General features: G+C 58.0%; 16 protein-coding genes. 12 read left to right on the forward strand and 4 right to left on the reverse strand.

Annotation, left to right across the window (positions count from 1 at the left end):
- Position 1: 1 nt before the first annotated feature.
- On the forward strand, positions 2–1,258 hold the full coding sequence (locus ABUK73_RS06795) for a D-amino acid dehydrogenase (RefSeq protein WP_353576615.1): 1,257 nt from the start codon (positions 2–4) through the stop codon (positions 1,256–1,258).
- A 39-nt stretch (positions 1,259–1,297) separates the two neighbouring features.
- Here the strand turns inward: ABUK73_RS06795 and ABUK73_RS06800 are convergent, their stop codons facing one another.
- On the reverse strand, positions 1,298–2,008 hold the full coding sequence (locus ABUK73_RS06800) for a GntR family transcriptional regulator (RefSeq protein ID WP_353576616.1): 711 nt from the start codon (positions 2,006–2,008) through the stop codon (positions 1,298–1,300).
- A 261-nt stretch (positions 2,009–2,269) separates the two neighbouring features.
- On the opposite strand from ABUK73_RS06800, the gene ABUK73_RS06805 reads away from it, so the two are divergent.
- From ABUK73_RS06805 to ABUK73_RS06830, 6 genes are all read left to right on the forward strand, one after another.
- Positions 2,270–3,355, forward strand: coding sequence for an ABC transporter ATP-binding protein (locus ABUK73_RS06805; protein ID WP_353576617.1), 1,086 nt, complete (start codon positions 2,270–2,272; stop codon positions 3,353–3,355).
- Positions 3,356–3,381: 26 nt separating this feature from the next.
- The gene (locus tag ABUK73_RS06810) at positions 3,382–4,671 is read left to right on the forward strand and encodes an ABC transporter substrate-binding protein (RefSeq protein WP_353576618.1); all 1,290 of its coding nucleotides are present in this window, start codon (positions 3,382–3,384) and stop codon (positions 4,669–4,671) included.
- 71 nt (positions 4,672–4,742) lie between these two features.
- On the forward strand, positions 4,743–5,654 hold the full coding sequence (locus ABUK73_RS06815; protein ID WP_353576619.1) for an ABC transporter permease: 912 nt from the start codon (positions 4,743–4,745) through the stop codon (positions 5,652–5,654).
- Between the two features lies 1 nt (position 5,655).
- Entirely contained in the window at positions 5,656–6,474 is an 819-nt protein-coding gene (locus tag ABUK73_RS06820) for an ABC transporter permease (protein ID WP_353576620.1), read from the forward strand.
- Between the two features lie 10 nt (positions 6,475–6,484).
- Positions 6,485–7,231: an aspartate/glutamate racemase family protein gene (locus ABUK73_RS06825; RefSeq protein WP_353576621.1), complete on the forward strand. Its 747-nt coding sequence runs from the start codon at positions 6,485–6,487 to the stop codon at positions 7,229–7,231.
- Between the two features lie 120 nt (positions 7,232–7,351).
- Entirely contained in the window at positions 7,352–7,852 is a 501-nt protein-coding gene (locus tag ABUK73_RS06830) for a BA14K family protein (RefSeq protein ID WP_353576622.1), read from the forward strand.
- Positions 7,853–7,884: 32 nt separating this feature from the next.
- On the opposite strand, the gene ABUK73_RS06835 is transcribed toward ABUK73_RS06830, so the two are convergent.
- Positions 7,885–9,246 carry a sigma-54-dependent transcriptional regulator gene (locus ABUK73_RS06835; RefSeq protein ID WP_353576623.1) on the reverse strand — a complete coding sequence of 454 codons (1,362 nt, stop codon included), beginning with the start codon at positions 9,244–9,246 and terminating at the stop codon, positions 7,885–7,887.
- Between the two features lies 1 nt (position 9,247).
- Positions 9,248–11,068: a sensor histidine kinase gene (locus tag ABUK73_RS06840; protein ID WP_353576624.1), complete on the reverse strand. Its 1,821-nt coding sequence runs from the start codon at positions 11,066–11,068 to the stop codon at positions 9,248–9,250.
- A 259-nt stretch (positions 11,069–11,327) separates the two neighbouring features.
- Between ABUK73_RS06840 and ABUK73_RS06845 the strand changes: the two genes are divergently transcribed.
- From ABUK73_RS06845 to ABUK73_RS06865, 5 genes are all read left to right on the forward strand, one after another.
- Positions 11,328–12,671 carry a dicarboxylate/amino acid:cation symporter gene (locus tag ABUK73_RS06845; protein WP_113089038.1) on the forward strand — a complete coding sequence of 448 codons (1,344 nt, stop codon included), beginning with the start codon at positions 11,328–11,330 and terminating at the stop codon, positions 12,669–12,671.
- A 137-nt stretch (positions 12,672–12,808) separates the two neighbouring features.
- Positions 12,809–13,246, forward strand: coding sequence for an EamA family transporter (locus ABUK73_RS06850; protein ID WP_353576625.1), 438 nt, complete (start codon positions 12,809–12,811; stop codon positions 13,244–13,246).
- A gap of 122 nt (positions 13,247–13,368) precedes the next feature.
- Positions 13,369–15,015: a GNAT family N-acetyltransferase gene (locus tag ABUK73_RS06855; RefSeq protein WP_353576626.1), complete on the forward strand. Its 1,647-nt coding sequence runs from the start codon at positions 13,369–13,371 to the stop codon at positions 15,013–15,015.
- A 54-nt stretch (positions 15,016–15,069) separates the two neighbouring features.
- The gene (locus ABUK73_RS06860) at positions 15,070–16,218 is read left to right on the forward strand and encodes an amidohydrolase (RefSeq protein WP_353576627.1); all 1,149 of its coding nucleotides are present in this window, start codon (positions 15,070–15,072) and stop codon (positions 16,216–16,218) included.
- 142 nt (positions 16,219–16,360) lie between these two features.
- A complete protein-coding gene (locus ABUK73_RS06865) occupies positions 16,361–16,891 on the forward strand; it encodes a flavin reductase family protein (RefSeq protein WP_353576628.1) in 531 nt (176 codons plus the stop codon).
- Between the two features lie 18 nt (positions 16,892–16,909).
- Here ABUK73_RS06865 and ABUK73_RS06870 read toward each other — a convergent pair whose 3' ends face one another.
- Positions 16,910–17,353 (reverse strand): RrF2 family transcriptional regulator, encoded by a 444-nt coding sequence (locus tag ABUK73_RS06870; protein WP_353576629.1) that lies wholly within the window; start codon positions 17,351–17,353, stop codon positions 16,910–16,912.
- Positions 17,354–17,384 lie beyond the last annotated feature (31 nt).

Raw genomic sequence — 17,384 nt, forward strand, 5'->3', positions numbered from 1 at the left:
TATGAATATCGTCATTCTTGGAGCCGGTGTCGTCGGCGTTACATCCGCCTGGTATCTGGCAAAGGCCGGTCATTCGGTGACCGTGATTGACCGCCAGCCTGCGGCGGCGCTGGAAACCAGCTTTGCCAATGCGGGTGAAGTTTCACCCGGCTACTCCTCACCCTGGGCCGCTCCCGGTATTCCGATGAAGGCCATGAAATGGCTGTTCATGGAACATGCGCCGCTGATCATTCGCCCCACCGTTGATCCTGCCGCATGGCGCTGGATATCGCAGATGCTGCGCAACTGCACATCTGCCCGTTATTCCATCAACAAAAGCCGCATGGTGCGGGTTGCCGAATACAGCCGCGATTGCCTGATGGCGCTGCGGGACGAGACCGGCATTCAATACGACCAGCGCACCCAGGGCACGCTGGAAGTTTTCCGCACGCAAAAGCAGTTCGATGGCATCGGCAAGGATGTCGCGGTGCTAAAGGCTGGCGGCGTAGCCTATGAAATTCTGGACCGCGACGGTTGCGCGGCGGTGGAGCCGGGCCTTGCGGCCTCTAAGGACAAGATCGTTGGCGGTCTGCGCCTGCCGGGCGACGAAACAGGCGACTGCTTCATGTTCACCACAGAATTGGCGAAACTGGCCGAGCAGGCTGGCGTCAAATTCATGTATGACACGGGCATCATGCGCCCCATTACCGAAGGCAACCGCGTCAAGGCCATCGAAACGACGAAGGGTACCATCGAGGCCGATATTTTCGTCGGTGCCTTGGGCAGCTATACGCCGCAGTTCCTTAAGCGTCTGGGTATCGATCTGCCGGTTTACCCGGTCAAGGGATACTCGATCACCGTGCCGGTCATCAATGCCGCGCGGGCTCCGGTTTCGACAGTCATGGACGAGGCCCACAAGATCGCTATGACCCGTCTGGGCGACCGCATCCGTGTGGGCGGCATGGCCGAGATTGCAGGTTTCAACAAGGATTTGCCCGCAAAGCGCCAAGCTACCCTCACGCATTCGATCGAGGATTTGTTCGGCGGCGCTGGCGATCAGTCTCAGGCGAAATTCTGGTGCGGCCTGCGCCCGATGACGCCCGATGGCACCCCTGTCATCGGCGCGACCCGCTACAGCAACCTCTACCTCAACACCGGTCACGGCACGCTGGGCTGGACGATGGCATGCGGTTCGGCGCGGGTTCTCTCCGACCTCGTCAGCGGCAACACGCCGGAAATCGAGACTTCGGATCTGGCGATCAGCCGCTACGCCGCCTAGGCCCACCTATCGGTATCAGCCGCGCAATACGGCTGATACCTACAGAGACAAAGCATCCTTCAAAGCCAGTCCCTCCTTGTTCCGCAGATCAAGGTCGGCCTCGATGTGGTCGATGTGATGCAACATCAAGCTTTTAGCCTTTTCGGCATCACCCTGCTCCAAAGCATCCAGAATCGACGCATGGTCGCCATGACCGCAGCTGGAAATGCCTGAACGCCCGTAAAGGGCAATCACCAGAGATGAGCGGGCGACCAGTTCGGCCATGAATTTTTCAAGGATCGCGTTTCCGGCGACTGAGGCCAGCATCAGATGAAAATCGCCCGATGCCTTGATCTCGGCGCGGCGGGCGCTTGGTCCGCGCTCATGCTGGTGGCGGGTCTCTTCCGTCAGATGCGCGCGCATGTCGGCGATGGCAGAGGGCGTCAGCTGCTCGATTGCGGCATGGATGATGCCGGGTTCGATCAGCCTGCGAGATGAGAAGACCTGACGTGCCTCGTCCGGTGTCGGGTTGGAGACGAAGGCGCCGCGATTGCGCTCTGTTTTCACCAACCCTTCGAAGGCCAGCATCTGAAGGGCGGCACGCACGACCGTGCGGCTGACATCGAACAAGGTGCCAACCTCGGCCTCTGACAATTTCGTGCCGGGCGCGAGGCGCCTGTCCACGATTGCATCACGAAGCGTATCGCGAATGGCTTGTGCGCGATCTTCCTGCGTAACGTCTGTTTCTGGATTGATATCGGCAATGGTCATGGTGTCATCCGTCGTCCGTTTTCTTCTACCCTGAAGCGGCAATTCGGGAAACCAGAAAACGTCCTCATTCGCCTAAAATATTGAATACAATCCTTATGCATTATCGCAGACAATCGCTTCTTTTTTAATCATTACGAGATGGTTCGCTCCTGCCACCTCCACAAACAAAACAAAAAATCATTTCGCGTCATGGACTTAACGCCTGCCCATCGAAACTGGCACGGCTTATGCAACGTGCTCGGCGACAGCAGGGGAACATGCATGAGCAAAGCCGCCGAAATCGATATTGCTTCCGTTTCGAAAGTCTACGGCACCACAACCGCCGTCCATGCCATTAGCCTTAAAATCCCGGCGGGCAGCTATTGCTGCCTGCTGGGTCCTTCCGGCTGCGGCAAGACCTCGACACTGCGCATGATTGCAGGTCACGAGACGATTTCAAGCGGAGATGTGCGACTGGGCAATGTTGTCGTCACAGATTTTCCGCCCGCCCAGCGTGGCACGGCGATGATGTTCCAGTCCTACGCGCTGTTTCCGCATCTGGACCTTATCGACAATGTTGCCTTCAGCCTGAAAATGAAAGGCGTAGACAAGGAAACACGGCGCGCAAAGGCGATGGAGATGCTGCAACTGATGCAGCTTGAGCCCTATGCCAACCGTCGCCCGGCTCAGCTTTCCGGCGGCCAGCAACAGCGCGTCGCGCTGGCCCGTGCGCTGATTACCGATCCGGAAGCGCTGCTGCTGGACGAACCACTTTCCGCGCTCGACCCCTTCCTCAAAATCCGTATGCGTGCGGAGCTGAAGAAACTCCAGACCTCGCTTGGCATCACCTTCGTCCATGTGACGCATAGCCAGGAAGAAGCGATGGCGCTGGCCGATATCATCGTCATCATGAATGACGGGCGTATTGAACAGGCGGCCACGCCGCGTGAGGTGTTTGAGCGCCCCGCAACGGGCTTCGTTGCCCGCTTCATGGGCAATCACAACGTCATCTCCGGTCGCATGAAAGAGAAATTCGGTGAGCTGGTAACGCTGGATGTGCCCGGCGGCGGCTCCTTCATTGCGGCAGGCGATGCACGGCAGGATGGGCCGGTGGATATCGCGGTCAGAACGGACCGCGTTCGTGTGGCCGAGGCGGAACTGCCAGGGCACGGCTTTACCGGCATCGTTTCCAATGTCGAATATCACGGCGCCAGCGTGAAGATCGTCGTGGCCGGTGCGGGCATCGAGGATTTCAACGTCATCCTCAGCGACGTCGCCTTCTTCGAAAAACCAATCAAAGTCGGTGAGGCCATACCACTTTCATGGAATGCGGCAGATGCCATCGTGCTCGGCCGGGTAGAAAAATAAGCAAAAGCAACCAGAGGAGAACTGTCATGACCAATACTTCCAACAGCAAAAAAGGCCTGTCGCGTCGCGGCCTTCTCAAGGCAGGCGCAGCAGCCACCGGTGCGGCCATCGGTTCCGGCCTGATCACCGGTTTCCCAACCATCTGGGCACAGAACCCGATAACCCTGCGCCAGTTCGGCACCGGCGTGTCGAACCTCAACGCCATCGCTGAAAAGTGCAAGGCCGATCTCGGCATTACGCTGGAAATGACGGCAACGGATTCCGATGCCGCCGCACAGCGCGCTGTGACCCAGCCGAACTCCTACGATATCGCCGATATCGAATACTGGATCCTGAAGAAGGTGTACCCGGCTGGCGTCATCCAGCCGATGGAAATCAAGAAGCTGAAATATTACGACAAGATCGTTCCGCTGTTCAAAACCGGCAAGCTGACACCAGACAGCGTTATCGCACAGGGCACGGCACCGCACACGGTCGGCTTCGTGGAAAAGCCCGGCGACAAGAAATTCGCCAAGAGCGAAACCGACTATTTCACCATGGTCCCGACCATCTACAACGCCGATACGCTTGGTATTCGCCCCGACCTCGTCGGACGCGACATCACCAGCTGGGCCGATATCATGGACCCGAAGTTCAAGGGTAAGGCATCCATCCTCAACATTCCATCCATCGGCATCATGGATGCGGCCATGATCATGGAAGCCATGGGCAACATCAAATATGCCGACAAGGGCAACATGACCAAGGAAGAGATCGACAAGACGATCGACTTCCTGATCAAGGCCAAGAAAGACGGCCAGTTCCGTGCCTTCTGGAAGAGCTTCGATGAAAGCGTCAACCTCATGGCGTCAGGCGAAGTCGTCATCCAGTCCATGTGGTCGCCTGCCGTTGCCGCCGTGCGCTCCAAGGGCATCGCCTGCAAATACCAGCCGCTGAAGGAAGGTTACCGTTCATGGGGCGGCGGTCTTGGCCTTGCCAAGCACCTGTCTGGTGCAAAACTGGATGCCGCCTATGAGTACATCAACTGGTACACCTCCGGCTGGGTCGGCGCATACCTCAACCGTCAGGGCTACTACTCCGCCGCCATGGATACGGCCAAGGAACACATGACCGCCGACGAGTGGGGTTACTGGGTCGAGGGTAAGCCCGCGCAGGGCGACATCATCGCCCCTGATGGCAAGGTCATGGAAAAGGCCGGTGCCGTGCGCGATGGCGGCTCCTTCCAGGAGCGCATGGGCAAGGTCGCGTGCTGGAACTCCGTGATGGACGAAGACCGCTACATGGTCCGCCGCTGGAACGAGTTCATCGCTGCTTGATGAGATAAGGACGACAAGGGTGCGCGGATTTCGTCCGCGCACCCGCCTGCACGAAAGCGAGGAGACGGGCCGTGGTCACAGTCAGATTGATCGGCGTTAGCGACAAGACGGACAAGAAAAGCCGCAGCTTTGCGCTTCCGGCTAAGCTCGTCGCCTATGTGCAGGCAGCTCCGCTGGCGCTGATCCTCGGCTTCTTTCTGGCTTTGCCGATCCTGATGATCGCTGTCGTCAGTTTCTGGGATTATGATTTCGCCCAGATGTATCCTGGCTTCGTCACCTTCAACTACGCCGAAACACTCGGCTCGTGGGTGACGTGGCAGACCTATCTCAACACACTGAAATTTGCGGCGATGGTCTGGGCCATCACGCTGTTTTGTGGCTTTTGGGTCGCTTATTTCCTGACATTCCATATTCGCACCACCACAATGCAGATGGTGCTGTTTCTCATCTGCACCGTGCCGTTTCTGACCTCGAACATCATCCGCATGATTTCGTGGATTCCGGTCCTCGGGCGAAACGGACTGGTCAACAGTGCGCTGGTTAATATGGGCATCGTGCCAGCCCCGGTGGAATGGCTGCTCTATTCGGATTTCGCCGTGGTTCTGGCCATGGTGCATCTCTACACGCTGTTCATGGTCACGCCGATTTTCAACACGCTGATGCGCATTGATAAATCGCTGGTCGAAGCCGCACGCGATGCGGGCGCTACGAGCTGGCAAATCCTCTGGAACGTCATCATTCCGCTCGCCAAGCCCGGAATTGCCATCGGCACCATTTTCGTGGTGACGCTGGTCATGGCGGATTTCTCCACGGTTCAAGTCATGTCCGGCGGACAGAGCGCATCTGTTGCACTGATGATGAAGAACCAGATGTCGCTGCTGCAATATCCGGCAGCGGCGGCGAATGCCGTCATCCTGCTGGCACTCGTTCTTTTGATGGTCGCGGGCATTCTGCGCGTCGTCGATATCAGAAAGGAGCTTTGAGATGTTCTCGGAAAAACGCGGTCGGGAATTCTACGTCCTCTCCTTCTTCTTCGCGCTCTTCGTGCTGTTTCTCTATGGTCCTCTGTCGGCCATTCTGATCCTTGCTTTTCAGGGACCGAATGGCGGCCTGACCTTTCCGCTGAACGGCGTTTCGCTACACTGGTTCGGCAATCTGTTCGAACAGCAGGCGGTGGGTGATTTCGGCGGCTCCTTCCGTCGGTCTCTCAGCCTGGGGCTGATGGTGATGGTCGCGACCGTGCTGGTATCTCTTCTGGCAGGCCTTGCGTTCCGTCGCAAATTCGTCGGTGCAACGCCGCTGTTTTATCTGTCCGTTGCCAGCCTCGTCGTGCCGTCCATCATCATTTCGCTGGGCATCGGCGTTCTCTTCCAGCAACTCGGGCTGGAGCCATCATGGTACAGCTCCGCCTTCGGCGCGCATATGACATGGACGCTGCCTTTCGGCGTGCTGATCATGCTGGCCGTCTTCAACCGTTTCTCGCCTTCCTATGAGGAAGCGGCGCGTGATCTGGGCGCTACCTCCTGGCAGACATTTCGCGAGGTGGTACTGCCGATGATTGCGCCGAGCCTGATCGGCATCGGTCTGTTCGGTTTCACCCTCTCCTATGACGAGTTTGCCCGCACATTGATGACGTCAGGCACCTACAACACCCTGCCACTGGAAATTTACGGCATGACCACCAATGTCACGACGCCGGTTCTCTATGCGCTGGGTGCCGTCACCACCTTCTTCTCGTTTCTGGTGATTGCCGCAACGCTTGGCCTCATCGTTTATCTGAACCGCCGCCAGCTGAAGGCCTGAACCGTTCATCATGCGCATTCTCATCGTCAATCCCAACACCACCGCATCCATGACGGCAACCATTGCCGCCGCCGCAAAAGGCGTCGCTGGCTCCGGCACAGAGATCGTCGCCGTCACGTCGCAGATGGGGCCGGTGTCCATCGAGGGATATTACGACGAGGTCTTTGCCATTCCCGGCCTTCTGGCGGAAATCGCCAAGGGCGAAAAGGCGGGTGCGGATGCGGTCATCATCGCCTGCTTTGACGATACCGGGCTGGATGCGGCAAGGGCGCTGGCCAACATACCCGTCATCGGCATTTGCGAAGCGGCAGTGGCCACGGCCTCCTTCATAGCCCAGAAATTCACCGTCGTGACCACCATGGAACGCTCTCGCCTGCCGGTAGAACATCTGGTTCATCGCTACGGCGCGAGCAGCCGAGCCAAGGTCCGCGCCGCCGATATTCCGGTCCTGTCTCTGGAAGACCCAAACTCCAATGCGCTGGAGCGGCTGCGTTTCGAGATTGCCGCGGCCATTCGGGAGGACCGGGCAGAAGCCATCATATTGGGATGTGCGGGAATGGCGGATCTTGCCGCGAAACTTTCCGCCGAGTTCGGTGTACCCGTAGTCGATGGCGTCAGCGCTGCCGTGAAGCAGGCGGAAGGGCTGGTCGCGCTTGGTCTGAAAACGGCAAAGCGCGGTGCCTATGCCACGCCGCTCGACAAGCCTTATCTCGGTATGCTGGAAGGCTTCTCCCCGGCTGCCTTGGCAAAACTCTAGGAGATTTCACCGCCACCACACCGCCACAATTCATTCAGCACCGGTTCAGCCTGAGAACGCTAATTCTTAACCATTGAATAACAACTGGCAGGCAGCTGCCGTTTTGGATGGATAAAGAACATGGCCTCCTTAGCAGCAAAAACTCTTCTGGCTCTTGCAGTGTCTGCAACCGTCCTCGCCCCTTTTAACTCAGCGTCTGCTGGTGACTGGCGCCGCCACGACCGTGACGCAGCCCTTCTGGGTGGCGTCCTTGGCCTTGCCGCCGGTGTCGCAGTCGGCTCAGCACTGTCGCAGCCTCGCTACTCCGACGAGCGTGTCTATGACGAGCCGCCAGTGCGCCGCTACCAGACCTACCAGCCGAGCTATACCTATAGCGAGCCGGACGATAATTATTACTATCGTCAGGCACCGCGCCCGGTTTATCGCGCACAGCCAGTCTACCGCGCACAGCCGGTTTATGACACTCGCCCGGCTTACCAGCCACGCGCCACATACCGCACAATCGAGCCTTGGACGAATGCATGGTATGACTATTGCTCGCAGCGCTACGGCAGCTTCAATTCCCGCACAGGAACCTACATGGGTTACGACGGCCAGAACCACTTCTGCGTCGCAGGCTGATATAGTCTGACCAGACAAACGAGCCGCAGCGATCACGATCCTTTCTGGACGTAGTCGCTGCGGCTTATATCATGGCGCTGAAGCTTGTCGTAGAAGGTCTTGCGGGCAATGCCGAGCGCGCCAATGGTGCCAGCCACATCACCATCGAATTTTTCCAGCGCTTCGCGAATGATCTGCGCCTCTTCCCGATCCATTCTTTCCGCGAGCGTGCCAGATGCGTCCCTGTGATCGGCAGGTTGCGTGGCGACATCCGCATGACCTTCCAGCCCCAACACCACACGCTCCGCAAAATGGCCGAGTTCGCGGACGTTGCCGGGCCAGTCATGATCGGTCAGATGCCGCGAAACACTGGCGGTGATGGGCGGTATCGGCATGCCGAAGCGAGCCGAGGCCTTTTTGGTGAAGTGCGAAAACAGCAGCGGTACATCCGCCTTGCGCTCCCGCAGTGGCGGAATTGAGAGGGTGACGACGTTCAGGCGATAATAGAGGTCGTCGCGAAAATCGCCGCGCTGTTGCGGATCGCCCAAATCCACCTTGGCCGCCGCCACCACCCTGATATCGACGGGCCGCTCTTCATTGGAGCCAACGGGCGAGACCTGCCGCATTTCCAGCACACGCAGCATTCTGACCTGAACGCCCGGCGGCATGCTTTCGATTTCGTCCAGAAACAGCGTGCCGCCGCTGGAATGTTCGATGCGGCCAATGCGCTTCTTTTGTGCGCCGGTGAAAGCGCCCGCCTCATGGCCGAAAAGCTCGCTTTCAATGATCGTTTCCGGCAGCGCACCGCAGTTCAAAGCAACGAAATTGCCTTTGGCGCGGCGTTTACTCCAATTGTGAAGAGCAGTTGCTACCACCTCCTTGCCGCTGCCGGTCTCGCCAGCCACGAGAACATCGACATCCGTATCGGCGATGTGGCGCAAGGTATTGCGCAGCCGCTCCATCGCCGGTGTCTGGCCGATGAGTGGAAGGTCATCCTCCGCCCGCATGGCCGCACGTTTCAGCGCGCGGTTTTCCATGACGAGGCGACGCTTTTCCAGTGCGCGGCGCGCACTTTCCACCATCCGCTCGGCGGGAAACGGCTTGGAAATGAAGTCATAGGCGCCATTGTGAAGAGCCGCGACCGCCATGGGCACATCACCGTGGCCGGTGATGAGAATGACGGGCAGATCTGGGTCGATCTGGCGCAGACGCTCGAAAAATTGCAGGCCGTCCATGCCGGGCATGCGCACATCGGTAATGACGACACCGCCGAAGTCTTTCGACAGGGCCTCCAGCGCTTGCTCTGCCTTTGGAAAAGGCATGACCGTCATGCCAGCCAGTTCCAGCGTCTGGACCATGGCCTTGCGCAATTGGGAATCGTCATCGACCAGATAAATCGTTCCGCTCACCGTCATGTCACGCCCGTTTCAAATACACAGAAAAACACGTCCCGCTCTCGCCTGTTTCCACATCGATCCGGCCACCGTAATCCGAGGCGATATCACGCGAGATGACCAACCCGAGGCCCAACCCGCCCTCCTTCGACGTGTTGAAGGGCGAAAACAGCTGCTCGTGGATTTCGGTCGCAATACCCGGTCCGTTGTCGCCAATCGTCAGCGTGGCCTCTTCGCCTGCCACTTCCACCCGCACGGCCACGCGGCCATCCGTTTTGTCTTCCACGGCCTCAAGCGCGTTTTGCAGGAGGTTGATAACGATCTGTTCCAGCCGAATACGGCTGCCAAGCACCATGAGGCCCTCATCCGGCAGAACGATATCCAGCGCATCCATGCGCCCGGCAAAACGGCTGCGCAGCAGCACGACTGCACCTTCTATGACGAGACGCATGCTGACCGGTTCCGCCGCCGTACGGCCTTTTCGCGCCAGTATCTTCAGGTCACTGGTGATGACGCCGATACGCTCCGTGAGGGAGGCGATGCTCTCCAGATTTTCATCCGCATCCTGCTTGCGATCCCGCTTGAGGAAGACACGGGCATTATCCGCAAAGGCGCGGATGGTGGCGACCGGCTGGTTGATTTCATGGGCAACGCCCGCCGCAACCTGCCCCAGAATGGACAGGCGGTTGGCCTTGACCAACTCATGCTGCACACTCTGCAATTCCTTTGCCGTCTGCTCATGGCCGACGATTTCCGACTGAAGACGATCTCGCGCCATCGTCAGGTCTATCGTTCGTTCCTGAACACGGCGCTCCAGCTCCGCCCTGTCACGCTCATCTGCCGCCCGCTGTTGCGCGCCCTTTTGCCTGCGCCAAAGCCAGATGGCGGAAATGGCCAGAAGCGGCATGAGGCTTGCGGCCACGATAATGCGGCTTTCGCGGACTGCGGCATTGGTGGTCGCTTCCACCGGCTGCAGATAATGCAGAGACCATTCGGTGGTCGGCACCGGCAGTTCCAGACGCAAATACTCACCCTTGAGCGATGGCGGGGAATTGACATCGACCATCGCCACCTGCGGGCCAGGCGTGGAAAGCGTCGTCACCGGCATGAGGGAGAGTTTTTCGTCACCGAATTGCAGGCTTTCGGAGATCGTCTTTCGTCGTGCGTTATCAATCGGCGCAACCGTCTTGAAGCGCCATTCGGGAATGCTGGTCATCAGCACCACGCCGTTGGTATCCACAATATAGACCGGGCGGCCGCCAATGTTCCAATCTGCCTCAAGACGACTGAACTCGACCTTGGCGATGACCACGCCCAGCGGATTGCCATTGGGACCATCCACCCGGCGGGAAATATAAAGTCCCGGCCTGCGGCTGACATTGCCCAGCGCGTAATGCTCTGCCCTGCCCGTATCCAGCGCCCGTTTGAAATAATCGCGGAAGGCATAGTTGGAACCGACGAAGCTTTCCGGCGTGCGCCAGTTGCTGGAGGCAATCGTCAAGCCGTTCGTGTTTGCAACATAGATGACGGAGGCCTGCGTCCCTTCGATCAGGCCTTCCAGCTTCTGATCCAGCCGCTCGATGGAAGGGCCACCACCCTCAAGCGCTTCCACCACGTCCCGGTCGCGCGATAGCACCAGCGGCAGAACGCGCGGGCGTTCCAGCGCGACGTTCAGAAGGGCTGACTTCAGCTCCCCATCCGTGCTGGCCGTGGCCAGAAGGGTCTTCATGGCCTGAATACGGCCAAGCTTGTCGGCAGCAACGAATGCGCCGATGGCGATGATGAGCCACATGGCAATGAATGCGGCCCAACGAACGCGGGATGTATCAAAACTGCTCGCCATCTCAACTCTTCTCAATGATGGCCACATTGTGCGGATTTCCACACAAACCGCAAGAACGACCGAGCGGGAAACCACACAAATCTCTGAGTGACGCTGCAACGCAGGATTTTATAGTATTTAAATTCAGCCACTTAACATCTCAATCACATTTCTGGCACGGCACTTGCAAAACTGCTCCTCAGACGGTCATCGACCGTGAACCAAATACGGCGGACCCGGGAGGCCACTACGGCAGGGTTGTGACCGAGGAGGAACTAAAATGATTGACAGCACCGCCGTGGCATCCAGCCACGTTAAACTGCCGTTTTACCGGCATCTCTATTTTCAGGTCATCGTTGCCATCGTGGCAGGTATTGCGCTCGGCCACTTCTATCCAGCACTCGGCGAACAGCTGAAGCCGCTGGGTGATGGCTTCATTCGCCTCGTCAAGATGATCATCGCACCCGTCATCTTCCTTACAGTCGCCACCGGTATTGCCGGCATGAACGACATGAAGAAGGTTGGCCGCGTTGCCGGTAAGGCAATGATCTACTTCCTCACCTTCTCCACGCTCGCGCTTATCATCGGCATGATCGTCGCCAATGTCGTCCAGCCGGGCGCTGGCATGAACATCGATCCTGCCACGCTCGATGGCAAGGCCGTTGCGACCTATGCGGCGAAGGCCCATGAGCAGTCCATCACCGGCTTCCTGATGAACATCATCCCGACGACCATCGTCGGCGCTTTTGCGGAAGGTGACATTCTTCAGGTTCTGTTCTTCTCGGTGCTGTTCGGTATTTCGCTTGGCATCGTCGGTGAACGCGGCAAGCCCGTCGTCGATTTCATGCATGCGCTGATGTACCCGATCTTCAAGCTGGTCGCGATCCTGATGAAGGCAGCCCCTATCGGTGCCTTCGGCGCGATGGCCTTTACCATCGGCAAATACGGCATCTCGTCCGTTACCAATCTTGCGATGCTGATCGGTACGTTCTACTTCACCTCGCTTGTCTTCGTGCTGGTCGTTCTGGGTGCCGTTTGCCGTTACAACGGCTTCTCGGTTCTGGCGTTGATCCGCTACATCAAGGAAGAGCTTCTGCTGGTCCTCGGCACGTCTTCGTCTGAAGCCGCGCTGCCGGGTCTGATGAGCAAGATGGAAAAGGCGGGCTGCAAGCGCTCCGTCGTTGGTCTGGTCATTCCGACCGGCTACTCCTTCAACCTCGATGGCACCAACATCTACATGACGCTGGCCGCTCTCTTCATCGCACAGGCAACGGGTATTCACCTGTCCTTCGGTGAACAGGTTCTGCTGCTGCTTGTGGCCATGCTCAGCTCCAAGGGTGCCGCTGGCATCACAGGTGCAGGCTTCATTACGCTGGCCGCAACGCTCTCCGTTGTCCCATCCGTGCCAGTCGCGGGCATGGCGCTGATCCTCGGCATCGACCGCTTCATGTCGGAATGCCGCGCACTGACGAACTTCGTCGGCAATGCGGTTGCGACCATCGTCGTGGCCCGCTGGGAAGGCGAACTCGACGAGGCGCAGCTTGCCCGCGTCCTAAGCGGCGAAGAAATCCCCAGCATCGGCGAGGTCCAGCCGACAACGCCGGTGGCACAGCCGGCTGAATAAGCCGGACACATCGTGCTTAAACTTGAAAGGCCTGCCCGACTATTCGGCGCAGGCCTTTTGCCGTTATGGACACTTTCAAGTCAGATATAATCGGAATAAAAAGATGTTTGCGCTTAACGTCGCGCCGGAGCCCCGAGATGAAAAACCTTCTGCTGACATGGCAATTCTGGGCGCTTCTTTCCGCAGGTTTCGCGGCACTCACCGCAATCTTCGCCAAGATCGGCATTGAAAACGTCAATTCGGATTTCGCCACCTTCATCCGAACCATCGTCATTCTTTTTGCCGCGGGCTTCATGGTCTACATCACCGGCAACTGGCAGAACCCGGCCAATGTTACCGGGCGCACATGGCTGTTTCTGGTGCTTTCCGGACTTGCCACCGGTGCCTCGTGGATATGTTACTTCCGCGCCCTGAAGATTGGAGACGCCGCCCGCGTTGCGCCCATCGACAAGCTGAGCGTCGTATTCGTTGCGGTTTTTGCCGTTCTGTTTCTCGGAGAGCGACTGTCATTGCCGAACTGGCTGGGCGTCGTGCTGATTGCCTGCGGTGCTGTGCTTGTTGCTTACCGGGGCTGAAAGCCGTTGCCCATAGCCCCAATTGATGGCCCGTTCTAACCCGAACGGAATATTTGCCGCCAGATATTTCCCCCTAGAATGAGACCTCCCAAAGCTACCGTAAATCGTATTGGGAGGGGACTATGCGCATTGACGTGATTGATACACGGGCGGGCTTTGAGGCCATTCGCGAAAGTTGGGATGCTGTCTTTGCGGTTGACCCCTATGCTCAGCATTTCCTGTCTTGGATATGGCTGAGGGCCTATCTCTCGCGGCGCGGGCGCTGGTTCATTCTGGCTTTGCGCGAAAAGCCAGAGGGTTCCCCCTATGTGGCCTTCTTTCCCCTGCGCGTCGTCACCCAACAAGACAAGAAAACTGGCCGCTTCTTCGATGAAATCATCATGGCTGGCAATTTTGCGGCAGATTATACGGGCTTCATCACGCGACCGGAATATGAAAACAATGCCGTGGTCGGTTTCTGCGCCTTTATCAAGGAGCAGCGCTGGACGCATCTGAAACTGGATTATCTCTGCGGCCCACCGACGCGTCGTGATGCCATGGTCAGGGCTTTGCAGGGACCGTTGGTCATGTTCCGGGACAGCACGCCGAAGAGCCCCAACAATATCAACAATTGCGTCTGCCCGGTGGTGACGCTGCCCGCGACGTTCGATGAATATCTGGAAACCCATATGAGCAGCCAGACGCGGCAGAAGCTGCGGCGGTTTCTGCGCAAGGTGGAAAGCGACGACAGCTACCGCATCACCTTCGCCACACCAGAGACGATAGATCGGGACATGGACATTCTGTTCGATCTCTGGCGCACCAAATGGGCACCGTTCAAGGGCAAGGAGCGGACCGAAAAGCTGATCTATGCGACCCGCGAGATGCTGATGGATTGCTTTGCGGATGGCACTTTGGACTTGCCGGTGCTGTGGCATGGCGAAAGGCCGCTCGGCGCGCTCGCCAACATCCTGGACCGGCAGAAGGGCGTCGTGCTTTTCTATATTACCGGACGTGACGAAAGCTGGACGACCCCCTCACCAGGTCTGATATTACATGGATATTGCATTCGCCGGGCCATAGACATGGGCTTCAAGGAGTATGACTTTCTACGTGGCAACGAGCCCTACAAATACATGTTCGGCCCGCAGGAAAGGCCTATCACCTGCACACTATTCAAGACGCGTTCCGGCGAAAACCTTCAGGACAAGCTGCATCCTTTCAGCGTGCGCTTCGTCTATGAGCAAGCGTTGAGGCTCTACAAAACTGGGGCCAAAGCCCAGTCCGAGGTCGCTTTCCGGCAAGTGCTGGAAACCGTACCGGACCACAGCGGCGCGGAATTTGGCCTCGCCAATCTGCTTTTCGAGAAAGGCGATTTCCACGAGGCGGAAATATCCTATCTTTCCATCAGCAGATCGGTTGCAGATCCTGTGCCCGCTCTGCTGCGGCTCGGCGAAACGCGGCTTGCGCAAAAAGATTATCCCGGTGCCGTCAAAGCCTTTCAGGATGTCACCACCCGCGCTCCGTTCCACCGCGAAGCGCTCTATAAATGCGGCATTGCTCTCGTGGCCGCGGGGAGACGTAACGAAGCCGCGGCGATTTTCGAGAAGCTGCAGAGCTACCATTCCGACGATACGGTGAATATGGAATATGCCGAAAAAGCCAAGGCAGCGCTTGCGCGCATCAGAATGTCTGTAGCGCCAGCTTCGACACTCGCCGGTTCGGTTATCGTTACAGGGCGTGAAAGTGAACAAAATCGCCGCTGGGTGCCGCCGAAGGTTTTGCATTGATGCAATGAAGCTGTAGAAATGGCGTTTTCCTGAATGCCGTTTCTGCGGGGTATCATGTTTCTATCAAACCGAGATCTGGTTGAACTCGTGGATATCCGCCACGACCTGCATCGCCATCCGGAAGTTTCCGGTGAGGAGCGGGAGACGGCACGCCGCATATGCACCGCCTTGGAAGCCTCCCCGCCCGACAAAGTTCTGACGAACCTGGGTGGTCACGGGGTGGCTGCGATCTTCGAAAGCGGCATCGATGGCCCGACCATCCTCATTCGCTCCGAACTCGACGCCCTGCCGATCTTTGAGAAAACCGATGTCCCTCACCGCTCCACAATCGATGGACATGGACATCTTTGCGGCCATGATGGGCACTCAACGATTCTGCTCGCCCTTGCGCGCGGCATATCACGGCAGCGCCCAAAAAGCGGCAAGGTCGTGCTGCTGTTTCAGCCAGCCGAGGAGACCGGAGCCGGTGCGGCAGCCGTTCTTGCCGATCCCTCGTTTCAGGACATCAGGCCAGACTATGCCTTTTCCTTGCACAATCTGCCCGGCCTGCCATTCGGCCATGTCTCGCTGATTTCAGGACCGGTCAACTGCGCGTCGCGCGGGATGAAGATTAGGCTGATGGGCAAGACTGCGCATGCCTCATCACCCGAACACGGCATTTCGCCCATGCAGGCCATTGCCACGCTCATGCCCGCCCTCTCCGGCCTCGGTCACGGCATGCCTCCGCAGCCGGATTTCAAGATGGTGACGATAACGCACGCCGTCATGGGCGAAGCCGCCTTCGGCATTGCGCCCGCCGATGGAGAAATATGGGCAACGCTGAGAACGTTGACGGACGAGCGCATGGCAGAACTTCGCGAGGCAGCGGAAAAGCTTGCGACGGACGCTGCGGCGGCAAACGGCCTGACGCTCGACATCGTCTATGACGATGTTTTCCAGCATTGTGAAAATGACGCCGAGGCTGTCGCGCAACTGCACCGGGCGCTGGATGAGGAAAAGGTGCCGCATGACGGGCGAAACCTGCCGATGCGCGCTTCCGAAGACTTTGGACGTTTTGGCGCGGTATCGAAATCAGCCATGTTCTTTCTTGGTGCCGGGATGGACCACCCGAACCTGCATAACCCTGATTATGATTTTCCCGACGCATTGATCGAAACCGGTGCGAGAATATTCATGCGCACCATCAGAAATCTCACGGACTAACACGCTCATGCGCGTCAAAAGCCCTCAGACCACAATAGATTTCTACAAAATCAATCAACAATGAAATCCTTTCGCTCCTCGCTCCATACCTGCGCTGATATCGTTCAAGCGTGGGGCCTTGAAGCTTTTGGAGATGGACACGATGACGGCGACGGTAACTTACCTTCACGAAGAACGTGAAAGAGCGGCATTCGATTCCAACGAGTTGAAGGCTGCAATGCGCAGTCTGGCAGGTGGCGTTTCCGTCATTACGGCTGGTACGGGCGCAAGCCGCACAGGAGCAACGGTGACGTCGGCAACGGCGCTTTCCATGGAACCGGCAACCATGATCGTGAACATCAACAAGTCGTCATCCACCTGGCCGGTGATTGCGCGCTACAACCACTTCTGTGTCAATATCCTCTCCGCCACCCAGCAGGATGTCGCGTCCCGCTTTGCGGGCGTCGGTGGGTTGAAGGGTGTGGATCGTTATAGCGATGCCGAATGGTTCACTCTGGAAAGCGGAGCGTTCGCACTCAAAGGTTCACTGGCCGCTATCGACTGCGCCGTCGAGGACGTCATCGAACGCCATACGCACGCAATCATCCTCGGGCGTGTTCTGTCGGTTGAACGGAGTGAGGGCTTTCCGCTAATCTATCACGGCGGGAAATATGCGAATATCGCGGCGCTTTAAACGCCTCTCATCTCTGACTTACGCCGAGCGTTCAGCCGGTTGCTCTGCAGTGTTTGCCGCAAACTGCTCCAGCGTCATATTGTCCAAAACCGCAGCCATGGCATCGCGGACGTCGGTCATGGACCGGCGCACCTGACAGGTCTGCGGATCCGAACAGTCATCGCAGGCCTCGAAAGCCGTGCGGCTAGCGCAGCGAATGGGTGCCAAAGGCCCGTCCAACGCACGGACGACCTGACCGATATAAATATCGGATGCTGCTTTCGAAAGGGCATATCCGCCGCCGGGGCCTTTCTTGGACCGCAGCATGCCTTCATTGCGCAGTTCCAGCAGAATGGCATCCAGAAACTTCTTAGGGATATTGTTGCGCGCTGCGATCTCGCTCACGAAAGCGGTCTCGCCCTGCGCCAGACTGGCAAGGTCGATCATGGCTTTCAGCCCGTATTTTCCCTTTTTCGTAAGCATCGCGGTCTTTCAGAGATGACTATCTGAAAAG

This window comes from Agrobacterium vacciniicorymbosi (assembly GCF_040427045.1).
Lineage (GTDB): Bacteria > Pseudomonadota > Alphaproteobacteria > Rhizobiales > Rhizobiaceae > Agrobacterium.